This window comes from Bacteroides sp. f07 (genome assembly GCF_042854785.1).
GTDB lineage: Bacteria > Bacteroidota > Bacteroidia > Bacteroidales > Bacteroidaceae > Bacteroides.
Map to the genome: position 1 here is coordinate 604885 of NZ_BAABXI010000002.1, position 12603 is coordinate 617487.

13 protein-coding genes and 1 pseudogene are annotated in these 12603 nt (G+C 43.7%); 6 read left to right on the top strand and 8 right to left on the bottom strand.

The window, feature by feature from the left end; translation table 11 throughout:
- Window positions 1–11 precede the first annotated feature (11 nt).
- The gene (locus tag ACGHVY_RS17370) at window positions 12–578 is read left to right on the top strand and encodes an FKBP-type peptidyl-prolyl cis-trans isomerase (protein ID WP_308744528.1); all 567 of its coding nucleotides are present in this window, start codon (window positions 12–14) and stop codon (window positions 576–578) included.
- Between the two features lie 61 nt (window positions 579–639).
- Window positions 640–792: pseudogene (locus ACGHVY_RS17375) on the top strand (ATP-binding protein); the annotation flags it as partial.
- A gap of 3 nt (window positions 793–795) precedes the next feature.
- Here ACGHVY_RS17375 and ACGHVY_RS17380 read toward each other — a convergent pair.
- Window positions 796–1818: a LacI family DNA-binding transcriptional regulator gene (locus ACGHVY_RS17380; protein ID WP_390600231.1), complete on the bottom strand. Its 1023-nt coding sequence runs from the start codon at window positions 1816–1818 to the stop codon at window positions 796–798.
- Window positions 1819–1996: 178 nt separating this feature from the next.
- On the opposite strand from ACGHVY_RS17380, the gene ACGHVY_RS17385 reads away from it, so the two are divergent.
- Genes ACGHVY_RS17385 through fucP form a run of 3 tightly spaced genes read left to right on the top strand, consistent with a single transcriptional unit; the run spans window position 1997 to window position 5180 of the window.
- Window positions 1997–2929 (top strand): aldo/keto reductase, encoded by a 933-nt coding sequence (locus ACGHVY_RS17385; protein ID WP_390600233.1) that lies wholly within the window; start codon window positions 1997–1999, stop codon window positions 2927–2929.
- 15 nt (window positions 2930–2944) lie between these two features.
- A complete protein-coding gene (locus ACGHVY_RS17390; protein ID WP_390600234.1) occupies window positions 2945–3868 on the top strand; it encodes an amidohydrolase family protein in 924 nt (307 codons plus the stop codon).
- Window positions 3869–3905: 37 nt separating this feature from the next.
- Window positions 3906–5180 carry an L-fucose:H+ symporter permease gene (gene fucP, locus ACGHVY_RS17395; protein WP_390600236.1) on the top strand — a complete coding sequence of 425 codons (1275 nt, stop codon included), beginning with the start codon at window positions 3906–3908 and terminating at the stop codon, window positions 5178–5180.
- Window positions 5181–5235: 55 nt separating this feature from the next.
- Here the strand turns inward: fucP and ACGHVY_RS17400 are convergent, their stop codons facing one another.
- Window positions 5236–6399 (bottom strand): IS4 family transposase, encoded by a 1164-nt coding sequence (locus ACGHVY_RS17400; RefSeq protein WP_002561845.1) that lies wholly within the window; start codon window positions 6397–6399, stop codon window positions 5236–5238.
- 139 nt (window positions 6400–6538) lie between these two features.
- Between ACGHVY_RS17400 and ACGHVY_RS17405 the strand changes: the two genes are divergently transcribed.
- On the top strand, window positions 6539–7555 hold the full coding sequence (locus ACGHVY_RS17405; protein WP_390600238.1) for a zinc-binding alcohol dehydrogenase family protein: 1017 nt from the start codon (window positions 6539–6541) through the stop codon (window positions 7553–7555).
- A gap of 48 nt (window positions 7556–7603) precedes the next feature.
- On the opposite strand, the gene ACGHVY_RS17410 is transcribed toward ACGHVY_RS17405, so the two are convergent.
- From ACGHVY_RS17410 to ACGHVY_RS17435, 6 genes are all read right to left on the bottom strand, one after another.
- The gene (locus ACGHVY_RS17410) at window positions 7604–7831 is read right to left on the bottom strand and encodes a hypothetical protein (RefSeq protein ID WP_390600996.1); all 228 of its coding nucleotides are present in this window, start codon (window positions 7829–7831) and stop codon (window positions 7604–7606) included.
- 41 nt (window positions 7832–7872) lie between these two features.
- A complete protein-coding gene (locus ACGHVY_RS17415; protein WP_390600239.1) occupies window positions 7873–8139 on the bottom strand; it encodes a PD-(D/E)XK nuclease domain-containing protein in 267 nt (88 codons plus the stop codon).
- A gap of 272 nt (window positions 8140–8411) precedes the next feature.
- Window positions 8412–9227 carry an N-acetylmuramic acid 6-phosphate etherase gene (murQ, locus tag ACGHVY_RS17420; protein WP_390600241.1) on the bottom strand — a complete coding sequence of 272 codons (816 nt, stop codon included), beginning with the start codon at window positions 9225–9227 and terminating at the stop codon, window positions 8412–8414.
- A 70-nt stretch (window positions 9228–9297) separates the two neighbouring features.
- Window positions 9298–10155, bottom strand: coding sequence for an ATPase (locus ACGHVY_RS17425; protein ID WP_390600243.1), 858 nt, complete (start codon window positions 10153–10155; stop codon window positions 9298–9300).
- Window positions 10152–11267, bottom strand: coding sequence for an acyltransferase family protein (locus ACGHVY_RS17430; RefSeq protein WP_390600245.1), 1116 nt, complete (start codon window positions 11265–11267; stop codon window positions 10152–10154). The genes ACGHVY_RS17425 and ACGHVY_RS17430 overlap by 4 nt, the downstream gene beginning before the upstream one ends.
- 41 nt (window positions 11268–11308) lie before the next feature.
- A complete protein-coding gene (locus ACGHVY_RS17435) occupies window positions 11309–12592 on the bottom strand; it encodes an MFS transporter (protein ID WP_390600248.1) in 1284 nt (427 codons plus the stop codon).
- Between the last annotated feature and the right edge of the window lie 11 nt (window positions 12593–12603).

Sequence of the window (12603 nt, forward strand, 5' to 3'; positions counted from 1 at the left end):
ACCTTTGACGAATGAGTAAAAAGATCTATTTTTTCTCCTTAATATTATTGGCTCTTGCGTTTACTGCTTGTAGTGAAACGGAAGAGGTTGGTAAGTATGATAATTGGCAGGCACGTAGCGAAGCTTTTATCGATTCTATAGCAAATGTATATGCTGGGCAGCAAAGCGGTAGCATAGCGGTAACAGATGAAAAAGAGAGACTTTATGCTGTAACAGATTTGACCAATAATCAAAAGATATATGTAAAGAAGATACAAAACGGGGATGGAACAGAATTTCCCGTATATACTTCTACTATCAGTGCATATTATCGTATGTCTTATTTTAATGGAGATGTAGTTCAGCAGACTTTCACGGGGGCAGAGCCGACAGAGTTTGATTCTCCTGCAGAGTTTTCTTTGGATGGTGTAATTTCTGGTTGGTCTTATGCTCTGGTTGAAATGAAAGTTGGTGATTTCTGGACATTATATATTCCTTATCAAAGCGGTTATGGCTCTGGTACTGGTAACGATGGATCTTTACAGCCATATTCTGCATTAGTTTATAATGTGAAGTTAGACAAGATCGTAGATAGATAGTCTTATATAAGACAATGAGGATAAAGAGGTATTGTATCGTAATAGATGCAATACCTCTTTTCTTGATATAAATAGAAATACGGTTTCTGATCTTATGTGCTATTGGGAGAAAGCCGGTATGATTAACCAGCTTCGTTCGGATACGGAAGGTATCAGGCTGTTGGGGAAAGTGGACAAGGTTTATTTGAATAATACGAATTTGGCTTATGCTCTTATATTAAGGCCGTGGCTTAATACTACTCTCTCTAATCTGCAAATGTGTCGGAATCATCACCTGCTTGATTGTCTTATCTCCTTTAATATGTTCAATCAGCAACTGGCAGGCAGCTTCTCCCATTTTATAGGTCTGATGAGACACGGCTGATAATTTGGGCTCCACATAATTGGCATGTTGTTCATCCGTATATCCGATAATGGCAATATCCTCCGGTATGCGGAGACCATGGCTTTTGATAACTTCCATAGCCGCGAATGCCAATGTATCATTCATTGCAAGAATTGCATCGGGAGGTTGGGGGAGAGACAGCAATGTTTCCGTGGCAATCTTGCCTTCCTCGTAATCAATCTTCCGGCAAACCACCAACTCCTTTTCGATAGGAATCCGGTTATCACGCAACGCTTCCAGATAACCATGCTTTCTCCTTTTTACAATATCCAGGTGATTGGCTCCACCGATAAAGGCTACCCGTTTACTTCCATTATCCAACAGATGTTGCGTTGCCATTTGCGCAGATTGTGCTCCATCGGCTACAACTGAAGAAAACTGGTCAGTCAAGCAAACGCGGTCGAATAGGATAAGCGGCATATTGATGTCTTTCAAGGCTTCGAAATGGGAATAATCTGTTGTCTCTTGGGATAAACAGGCGATAATACCTTCTACACGCATATTGACCAAATTCTCGATATTCCGCTTCTCATGCTCGTAAGATTCGTGTGATGTGGTGATAATCACAAAATATCCGTTGGCGATAGCCATATTTTCTATTCCGTTCAAAATAGATGCAAAGAAATGGGTTACGATATCCGGAACGACCACACCGATAATACGCGGCGCATTTTTCCGTAAACTCATGGCAAAAGGATTAGGGCGATAATTCATCTCCTTGGCAAGTTCCTTTACCTTGGCACAAAGTTCACGGCTGATTTCAGGACTGTCTTTCAACGCCCTGGATACAGTGGGAATCGATACGCCCAATGCTTGGGCAAGGTCTTTGAGTGAGGTATGCTTCCGGTTTTCCATTTGAAGGTTTCCAACTTTGAATCTTTTACAAAGAAAGCACATTCCCGGGTAAATAAAAACATTCGAAGCAATATTTTTTACGTAAACCGTTACGTGGCTTTTTACGCTATCCTTTGACTGACGGCAATCATTCATGACCTATTTTTGCCGCATACAAAACTATTTAAAACCTAAAAGTATGCAATACCATGAAATCGGAAAGACGGGGATGAAAGTTTCATCTCTTAGTTTCGGAGCTTCTTCCTTAGGGGGAGTTTTCCATGATTTGAAAGAGAAAGAAGGTATCCAGGCGGTGTTCACTGCTGTTGAATCGGGAATGAATTTCATTGATGTCTCTCCTTATTACGGACACTATAAAGCGGAAACCGTACTGGGAAAAGCACTGAAAGAGCTTCCTCGTGACCGTTATTATCTTTCTACAAAGGTAGGACGTTATGGAAAGGACGGTGTGAATTTATGGGATTATTCCGCTAAACGTGCTACCGAGAGCGTGTATGAGAGTATGGAACGTCTGAACATAGACTTTATCGACTTGATAAATGTGCACGATATTGAATTTGCCGATTTAAATCAGGTGGTAAATGAGACACTGCCTGCTTTGGTGGAATTGCGTGAGAAAGGTGTGGTAGGCCATGTCGGAATCACTGACCTGCAACTGGAGAACCTGAAATGGGTCATCGACCACTCTCCAAGCGGTACGGTTGAATCTGTTCTTAACTTCTGCCATTATTGCCTGTGTGATGATAAACTTGCTGACTTCTTGGATTATTTTGAATCTAAAGAAATCGGTGTAATCAATGCTTCTCCACTTTCAATGGGACTATTGAGCGAACGGGGTGTTCCTGCTTGGCATCCGGCCCCAAAAACACTGGTAGAAGCCTGCAGCAAAGCAATGGAACATTGTAAAGCGAAAAACTATCCGATTGAGAAACTTGCCATGCAATTCTCTGTCAGCAATCCTCGGATTGCGACTACTTTGTTCAGTACGACTAATCCTGAAAATGTGAAAAAGAATATCGCTTTCATCGGGGAACCGGTTGACTGGGAACTTGTTCGGGAAGTGCAGGATATTATCGGGGAACAGAAACGTGTAAGCTGGGCAAACTCATAAAACAGAACCGTTCGTATGGATTACACAATTATTGATGCACATGCTCATCTGTGGTTACGGCAGGATACGGTCGTAGATGGACTCCCTATCCGAACGCTTGAAAACGGACGCTCGCTATTTATGGGAGAAATCCGGCAGATGGTTCCACCTTTTATGATAGACGGAGTGAATAGTGCGGAAGTCTTTCTGTCGAATATGGACTATGCGCAAGTGTCTGCCGCTGTCATTACACAGGAGTTTATTGATGGCATACAGAATGACTATTTAGCCGAGGTTGTTGCCCGTTATCCCAATCGTTTCTTTGTATGCGGAATGTGTGAGTTTCGTAAACCGGGATTCCTGGAACAGGCAAAGAAACTCATAGCCAGAGGCTTTAAAGCTATCAAGATTCCCGCACATCGCCTGTTGCTGAAAGAAGGCAGGGTGATGCTGAATAGCGAAGAGATGATGCAGATGTTCCACTATATGGAAGAGCGGAGTGTGATGCTTTCTATTGATTTGGCGGATGGGGCGACACAAGTTCCTGAAATGGAAGAGATAATTCAGGAATGTCCCCGGTTGAAGATAGCTATCGGACATTTCGGAATGGTTACGTTGCCGGATTGGCTCGAACAGATAAAGTTGGCACGCCACCCGAATGTAATGATTGAATCCGGAGGAATCACGTGGCTTTTCAATGATGAGTTCTATCCGTTCAAAGGCGCTGTTAAGGCTATTCGTGAAGCGGCGGAATTGGTCGGAATGGAGAAACTGATGTGGGGGTCGGATTATCCGCGTACTATTACGGCTATCACCTACAAGATGTCCTATGACTTTGTGCTGAAATCGCCAGAACTGTCAGAGAAGGAAAAGGCACTTTTTCTAGGAGAAAATGCCCGGAACTTCTATGGATTTACGGACCTTCCCGTACTTCCTTACATCAAGAACATGTCTGAATGATTGAGAAAATAACCACATTGTGAAACAATATTATACCATGAAAAAGAATACATATACAATACCGTTGGCTTTGGTTTTCTGCCTTTTCTTCTTGTGGGCGATAAGTAGTAATCTGCTTCCCACGATGATACGACAGTTGATGAAGACCTGCGAGCTGAATACCTTTGAGGCTTCCTTTACGGAGACTGCCTATTGGCTTGCCTATTTTATTTTCCCGATTCCCATTGCTATGTTTATGAAGCGTTATAGCTATAAGGCAGGGATTATCTTCGGACTGATATTGGCAGCTATCGGCGGCCTGCTATTTTTCCCGGCAGCTATCTTGAAAGAGTATTGGGCTTACCTTTGCATCTTCTTCATTATCGCCACCGGAATGTGTTTTCTGGAAACAGCCGCCAACCCGTATGTCACCGTTTTAGGAGCTCCCGAAACCGCTCCGCGACGACTGAACCTGGCACAATCCTTCAACGGACTGGGAGCTTTCATTGCTGCCATGTTCCTGAGTAAACTTATCCTCAGTGGAACTCACTATACACGTGAGACTCTTCCTGTAGATTATCCGGGTGGCTGGCAAGCCTATATCCAACTGGAAACGGATGCCATGAAACTTCCCTACCTGATACTGGCTTTGCTGCTTATCGCCATAGCTGTTGTCTTTGTATTCTCCAAACTGCCGAAGATTGGGGATGAAGGCGCAGAAGCTTCTTCAGATAAAGCGACGACTGACAATAAGAAAGAAAAACTGATAGATTTTGGCGTACTGAAACATTCGCATCTGCGTTGGGGAGTGATTGCGCAGTTCTTCTATAATGGCGGGCAGACGGCTATTAACAGCCTTTTCTTGGTATATTGCTGTACATATGCCGGACTGCCGGAAGATACGGCAACTACCTTTTTCGGATTGTATATGCTCGCTTTCCTTTTAGGCCGTTGGATTGGTACGGGATTGATGATAAAATTCCGTCCGCAGGATATGCTGTTAATCTATGCACTGATGAATATACTCCTGTGCGGAGTTATCATGATATGGGGTGGAATGGTTGGACTATACGCAATGTTGGCTATTTCTTTCTTTATGTCTATCATGTATCCTACTCAGTTTTCGTTGGCTTTGAAAGGATTGGGGAATCAGACAAAGAGCGGCTCGGCATTTCTTGTCATGGCGATTGTGGGCAATGCCTGTCTCCCGCAGTTGACAGCCTATTTCATGCACGCCAATGAGCACATCTATTATATGGCCTATTGTGTGCCGATGATTTGCTTTGTCTTCTGTGCCTATTACGGTTGGAAAGGTTATAAAGTAATCGATTAATAAATTTATTATCAAACATCACTAGTGTCCCGTTAAAATCGGGACGAGTTATTAATTAATCAAATAATCCCGGAATAAGGGGATTAAATTGTTCTTTGACATCATTGAAATTAGTCTTATTAAACAGCTCTTGTAAAGGCGTTTTATCTGTTAATGAGATGCTAAGAATCTGCAAGACCTCATAAGTTGAACGATTCAGTTGCATATCATATTGGACAATAGCTACTAAACAATAGGTGATGATAGCAACACTAATCTGTATTCGAACCGCATTCTCGGTAGTACCCCAGAACCTTTTTATCTTAAGGTGTTGTTTCAGCCATTTGAAGAAAAGTTCCACGAACCATCTTTTCTTATAAAGATTGGCAACATCAAGTGCAGATATGTGTTTGGCATTCGTCAGGAATGTGAATTCACGATCATCCTCTTCATCATAGAAACGGATGACTCTGAATGATTCAGGATACTTCTTTTCAGAAGTGTACCCTATCAGTTTCACTTCCGCATCTGAAAGGATATTCTTCGGCATTCTACGCTTCCATTTACAGAACTTGCATTTCAGATTAGACTTCGCTCTGACTACAAAGAAAGAACCTGTAAGATGAATCCGATAAAGTTCTTTAAACGAGTCATACGCTCTGTCAAATATATAATAAGCATTTGGCTCATAATTAATTGCGGACATTTCTGTTGAATCATGCCTGGATGCTGTAGTTACTGTATAAAAGGCTGGAAGTTGTGCTTCTATGTCATAAAGGACATGAGCCTTAACTCCACCTTTTTTCTTACGGAACTTCGCCCAAGGGAATGTAGCCAAACATAAAGGAATCGTAGTGGAATCAAACGCATACTTCCTTCCTGGAATATCCAAGATGTGAGTCGATCGTTTTTCACATGCTTCCTTCATCATATAGAAAGCAAAATCTTCGAAGATTCTGTAATCCCGATTCTGATTGGCAGATGCAAGCGTAGTTTTGGCAATGGGCTCACGACCCAATCCCAAATGATAACGCTTTCCTTGATGTGCTTCCAAAGCTACAATCAAGTCACGAAGACTTTCACGATTACTGAGTTGACCGAACATCATTGCAAGTAACTGACTCCAGCAAGTGAAATGTTTCACATAACGATTGCCATCATACTTGTCTACAAGTCTTCTGAACTTATCATTGTTCAAGAATTCTACTAACTGAGCGAAAACATATTTATCTTGGTTCATTTGAGGTCACCTTAATTGACCTCAAAGGTATGATTTCAAATCGTCGCGCCTAAAAAGTAGTATCTAATAGACTATATTTCAATTATTTCAAAGAACTATTTATCCACTTTTACGGGACAGTAATGATCAAACATATCAAATGAAAGCAGTTCAAATTGTCAACCCCTCAGAAATGAAGGTGGTTGAACTGGAAAAACCGACCGTTGGCGCCGGTGAAGTATTAGTAAAAATCAAGTATGTCGGTTTTTGTGGTTCGGACTTAAACACGTTCCTGGGCAAGAATCCGATGGTGAATTTGCCAGTGATACCGGGACACGAAGTAGGAGCGGTTATTGAAGAAATCGGTTCGGGTGTTCCGGCAGGTTTCGAGAAAGGAATGAATGTGACGCTGAATCCGTACACCAATTGCGGTAAATGTGCTTCCTGCCGTAATGGGCGGGTCAATGCCTGCGAATATAACGAAACGCTGGGTGTGCAACGCAATGGAGTGATGTGCGAATATGCAGTATTACCCTGGACGAAGATTATTCCGGCGGGCAATATCTCTTCCCGTGACTGTGCGCTGATTGAACCGATGAGTGTCGGATTTCATGCCGTATCGCGTGCACAGGTGATTGATAACGAGTTTGTGATGGTAATCGGCTGCGGCATGATTGGTATAGGTGCGATTGTACGTGCTGCTTTGAGAGGTGCAACAGTAATTGCTGTCGATTTGGATGATGAAAAACTGGTACTGGCGAAGAAGGTCGGCGCATCTTATGTGGTTAACTCTAAAACAGAGAATGTACACGAACGGATACAGGAAATAACGGAAGGACTCGGTGCCGATGTTGTGATTGAAGCAGTCGGCAGTCCGGTAACTTATGTAATGGCAGTGGATGAAGTCGGATTCACTGGGCGTGTAGTTTGCATCGGCTATGCCAAGAGTGAAGTGGCTTTCCAAACGAAACTTTTCGTTCAAAAAGAATTGGATATCCGTGGTTCCAGAAATGCGTTGCCGGCAGATTTCCGTGCGGTAATAAACTATATGAAAGAAGGAAATTGTCCGGTGGAAGAGTTGATTTCGAAGATAGCCAAACCGGAAGGTGCTTTGGAAGCCATGCAGGAATGGACGGCTAATCCGGGAAAGGTATTCCGTATTTTGGTTGAGTTTTAGGAATTTGCTTTATATATCCTGAACGAAAGGGTGGGAGGTTGATACCTTTCACCCTTTTTGGTGTCTGAAATTGCCCCGTTTGACACAGGAAGAGAAAGTATCATTAATGCAAAATTCCTCACCGGCTATTCCGCGACTGGGAATCAAAGAGTACGACTGGTGGAATGAAGCGTTGCACGGTGTAGGACGTGCCGGACTGGCAACCGTTTTTCCCCAATCTATCGGTATCGTGCCAAGCACTTTGCCGTCCATTCCGGACCGGAGTAGAACTGGCATAGCTTTGATGCTATATTTGAGGATTCGAGGGAAGTTCCATATCACACCTCTTCCACTCTTACAAGCTTCCATCCTTGAAATACTAACGCAATACTTTTCAGCTCAGTGGTTCTCTTGTCGTGTGCTATCCATTCGCTGGCTGCATATTGTTTCAGTTGTATTTTTGCATTGGCTAGTAGTTTCTCTATCTCGGTGTCGGATGTATCCCGTTTGGCATACTTAATTTCGATGCAGTAGCTATAAACCATGTCGGGAAGTTGTAATAACCGGGGTTGCAGGAGTAATGTCCTGATAACGTTCGTTGCCATAATCTATCAGAATATTGTTGGCTAAAAATTTTCACGGATTATTCTCTCGAAGTCCGTCATCCCGTAGGGTATTTTCTTTATAGCTGCATCCACTACTGCTTTCATTTTAGTGTGAGAACAAAAATAGTCTATTCTCTTTTTAAAGGCAATTAAATTAACGATTAAACAGTATATACTATTTAATTATTGGCAGATATACGATACCATCTATTAGATTATTGAACGAAAATCAATGTTTCCGGCGCTCTCCGGTAAAGGGTAATAGCAATACTTTATAGTTTGGATATTGAATTGTATGCGTCAACCGCCTTCTTTACCGAACCATGCAGCAGTAACAGCTTTTGCGCATGCCCATGGTCTAACCCCAGTTCTTCCATAATCATCCGCGTCCCTCTTTCCACTAGCTTCTGATTACTCAACTGCATATTCACCATCTTATTTCCTTTTACCCGTCCGAGTTGAATCATCACCGAAGTGCTAATCATATTCAGAATCATCTTTTGTCCGGTACCTGATTTCATCCGTGAACTCCCCGTCACATATTCCGGCCCGACAATCATCTCAATGGCGATATCCGCTTCTGCCGCCATCGGAGAATCGGGATTGCTGGTGATACAGCCTGTCAGGATGCCATGCTTGCGGGCTTCCCGCAAAGCACCGATTACATAAGGTGTGGTGCCGGAAGCGGCAATGCCGATTACGGTATCCTTATCATTAATCTGATGTTCGGTAAGCTCTTCCCATCCCCGGTTCATATCGTCCTCTGCACCTTCCACCGGATTACGTAGAGCAGTATCTCCGCCGGCTATCAAGCCGATAATCCAGGTAGGCGGCATGCCGAATGTCGGTGGTATCTCTGAAGCATCCAGTACTCCCAGGCGACCGCTTGTTCCTGCACCCATATAAAAGATGCGTCCGCCCTGCTTCATACGGGGGACAATCAGGCTGACAAGCTGTTCAATCTGTGGAATAGACTTTTGTACGGCTAATGCCACCTTTTGGTCTTCACGATTGATGTCTTCTAATATTTCTCGTACAGACTTCTTTTCTAAATCGTCGTAGAGGGATGATTGTTCGGTTATCTGCATTGGGATGATTACAATTTACTAATTATATTATGAGTTGCTGATTATAAATTGATGATATATAAGCAATTGGTTATAAATTAAACTGATTGGATGAAGTCGTATGGTACCGGATTAATCCTTCCATCGGGCTTTGAAGAATCTTGCCGATACTGACTCCCGTTTCCTGTGCTGCTTCCTGTAATATTTCCTTGTAATAATGAGCTACCGAACCGATGAAATGTGCCGGATACTGTGCATAGTCATATTGCATCACATTTCTTCGTAAGAAAGCGATGAAACTATTGAGGACTAACTGGCGGATACCCGGTTCTTCCAGATGTTGGGCTATGAAAGGAGAGAGACTTGCCAGGAAGCGGTTCGGGAAAGGCTGACGGTAAACTCGGTCGATGATTTCGGGAGCTGTCAGGTCGAATTGTTTGAGAAATGCTTCCTTTACGGTAGGTGACAACTGGTTTTTCAGAATATCACCTACTAACAATTTTCCCAGTACTGCGCCGCTTCCTTCATCGCCTAAGATAAATCCCAATGGCGAGACGTTATTGACAATCTCTTTTCCATTGTAAAAGCAGGAGTTGGAACCGGTTCCCAGGATACAGACAATGCCTGCCTCATGTCCGCATAATCCACGGGCAGCAGCCAGCATATCCGAATAGGCTTTGATATTCCCGACAATGGGTAAACTGTCGGCTATTGCCCGCCGGATGACAGGCGCTTTTTCGGGGGTACAACCTGCACCATAGAAATAGACGGAGTTAATCGTCCCTTCCGGTAACTGTGGCAGAAGAGAATGTGCCAGTTCTTGTTGAACTTCCTCTTCCGATTGGAAGAAAGGGTTCAGCCCTTTTGTGCTGATTCGTTTGATAGGTGTGCCGTTGAGAACGACACACCAGTCGGTCTTGGTAGAACCGCTGTCTGCAATCAATATCATATCTTAATGTATATTTTCTTTTTATATAATATATAGCCTATTGCCCAGTTGAGCAGGACAAACAATATGGCGTAAGCTAATGAGCCCCCTTCGTTTCCGAAAATGGGTTGCAGGGTACCGGCATAGAAGGCTTGCTGCAAGGAAGTGCTTTCTCCCTGGTAAGTGACGGTTATGACGCCTAGCAGGATGGCGAGAACATCTGCCAGTACATAGATAAAGAGCGGATTCACTCCGAAAGACTCGAAGAAGCGGCTCCATTTCTTGTACCCTTTTATGTCGATTATCCAGACGAGCAAAGCCAGCATGCTGGAACCTAGTCCGCAAGTGACCAGAACGAAAGTCGGCGACCATATCTTTTTGTTGAACGGGCATCCATAGCTCAACAGGAAACCTGCAAAAGTAAGGATAGTTCCGATAAGGAAGAGCCGTTCGAGTTTCTCGCGAATGTCTTTGACCTCCATCAATAGTTTGCCGACACAGAAACCTATCAGTACGTGCGCGATGGAAGGGATAGTGCTGAGAAGTCCTTCCGGGTCGATGTGGTTGTCCTGATACATATGCGCATCTCCCAGGATACTGCGGTCTACAATAGAAAGAATGTTCGTCTCGTTGTAGGCAAAGCCGTTGCCGGTGATAAGAATGATAAAGTAACCTGCCAATAATACAAAAATCAGATAAGGTATATACTTGTGTTTGATAAGCAAAGCGATTAATGCGGATGCTCCGTAGCAAAGGGCAAGTCGTTGCATCACTCCCAACACCCGGATTTGGGCAAAGGGGAGCGGGTCGTGGTGGTAGCAAAGCAAGGCAAACCAGTTGATGGCTATTCCGATAAGGAAAATGACAATCGTTCTTTTGATAATCTTCAGGGCAGCGGGGGGACTGAACGTGAAGTTATACTTTCTGAGCGAGATGTAGGTAGAGATTCCCATGATAAACATGAAGAAAGGGAAAACCAGGTCTGTGGGGGTAAGACCGTTCCATTGAGCATGTTTAAGAGGGGGATATACGTATCCCCAAGACCCCGGATTATTTACCAGAATCATTCCTGCGATGGTAATGCCCCGCATTACATCGAGTGCCAGTAGGCGTTTGTTACTTGTTACATTCATGACTGTTACTTGTTAATGTGTTAAGTTATTAAGTAAATTGTTTATTGTTTCTTTCCGAAAGAATCGTCCAGCCGGTTGCGAATCATTAATGAAGCGATAATGCCGGGTATGGTACAGATACATACCCAGATAAAAAAACTGGTGTAGCTGGTGTGTTCCTGTATCCAACCTGCGGGCATTCCCGGAATCATCATGCCCAGTGCCATAAATCCCGTTCCGATAGCATAATGAGCAGTCTTATGCTCGCCTTCCGCAATATAAATCAGATAAAGCATATAGGCTGTGAAGCCGAAACCGTAACCCAGTTGTTCGATAGCTACACAGATGGATATAAATATAGGATTATCCGGAGTGGTGGCAGCCATCCATACGTATAAAATATCCGGCAGGTTGATAGCCAGTGCCATGGGGAGTATCCATTTCTTGAATCCGTCGCGTGACACAAGGAAGCCGCTGATAATCCCCCCGACTAACAGGGCTATGACACCTATCGTACCATAAATCATTCCGACGGTTGCCGTAGATAATCCCAATCCGCCTTTATCCGTAGTATCAAGCAGGAAAGGAGAGGCTATTTTGGCTAACTGTGACTCTCCCAACCGGTAGGTGAGCAGGAAAAAGAACATAAGCCCCAAATGCTTCTTCTTGAAGAAAGTGACGAAAGTCAGGAGAAAATCTTCTAATAACTTTCCCGCTGTCAGCCCAGGACGTTTAGTGTCGGAAGCGGGATAGGGGAGGATAAAGCGGTGGTAGATAGTAAGGGCAAGAAATAATCCCGCCATAAAGTAGAACGTAATACTCCACGCCAAAGGAATATTGTTTTGTGATGTCTCCAACCAGCCTGCCAGCATCACAAGAATACCTTGTCCGAAGATATTGGCGAGCCGGTAGAATGTATTTCGGATACCTACAAAAAAAGATTGTTCTTTGTTGTTGAGCCCGAGCATATAGAAACCGTCCGCCGCAATGTCATGTGTGGCGGAACTGAACGCTAACAACCAAAAGAAAGCAAGCGTAAATTGCACATAATGGGTCGTAGGGATAAAAAAGGCTATCCCTGCAAATCCTGCACCAATAAGCCCTTGCATGGCGATAATCCAGGCGCGTTTCGTTTTAATCAAATCAACGAAGGGACTCCATAAGGGCTTGATAGTCCAGGGAAGATAAAGCCAGGAAGTATATAAGGCAATTTCTGTATTCGACAATCCCAGGCGCTTGTACATGATGACGGCAATAGTCATTACCGCTACATAAGGCAGCCCTTCCGCAAAGTAGAGGGTTGGAATCCAGCTCCAGGGATTTTTGTTTATGGTTGGCGTTGTCATAGCATCAGTCT

Coding starts and splice junctions, on each gene's coding strand:
- ACGHVY_RS17370 (WP_308744528.1), top strand. CDS start 12: ATGAGTAAAAAGATCTATTTTTTCTCCTTAATATTATTGGCTCTTGCG.
- ACGHVY_RS17380 (WP_390600231.1), bottom strand. CDS start 1,818: ATGGAAAACCGGAAGCATACCTCACTCAAAGACCTTGCCCAAGCATTG.
- ACGHVY_RS17385 (WP_390600233.1), top strand. CDS start 1,997: ATGCAATACCATGAAATCGGAAAGACGGGGATGAAAGTTTCATCTCTT.
- ACGHVY_RS17390 (WP_390600234.1), top strand. CDS start 2,945: ATGGATTACACAATTATTGATGCACATGCTCATCTGTGGTTACGGCAG.
- fucP (WP_390600236.1), top strand. CDS start 3,906: ATGAAAAAGAATACATATACAATACCGTTGGCTTTGGTTTTCTGCCTT.
- ACGHVY_RS17400 (WP_002561845.1), bottom strand. CDS start 6,399: ATGAACCAAGATAAATATGTTTTCGCTCAGTTAGTAGAATTCTTGAAC.
- ACGHVY_RS17405 (WP_390600238.1), top strand. CDS start 6,539: ATGAAAGCAGTTCAAATTGTCAACCCCTCAGAAATGAAGGTGGTTGAA.
- ACGHVY_RS17410 (WP_390600996.1), bottom strand. CDS start 7,831: ATGCCAGTTCTACTCCGGTCCGGAATGGACGGCAAAGTGCTTGGCACG.
- ACGHVY_RS17415 (WP_390600239.1), bottom strand. CDS start 8,139: ATGGCAACGAACGTTATCAGGACATTACTCCTGCAACCCCGGTTATTA.
- murQ (WP_390600241.1), bottom strand. CDS start 9,227: ATGCAGATAACCGAACAATCATCCCTCTACGACGATTTAGAAAAGAAG.
- ACGHVY_RS17425 (WP_390600243.1), bottom strand. CDS start 10,155: ATGATATTGATTGCAGACAGCGGTTCTACCAAGACCGACTGGTGTGTC.
- ACGHVY_RS17430 (WP_390600245.1), bottom strand. CDS start 11,267: ATGAATGTAACAAGTAACAAACGCCTACTGGCACTCGATGTAATGCGG.
- ACGHVY_RS17435 (WP_390600248.1), bottom strand. CDS start 12,592: ATGACAACGCCAACCATAAACAAAAATCCCTGGAGCTGGATTCCAACC.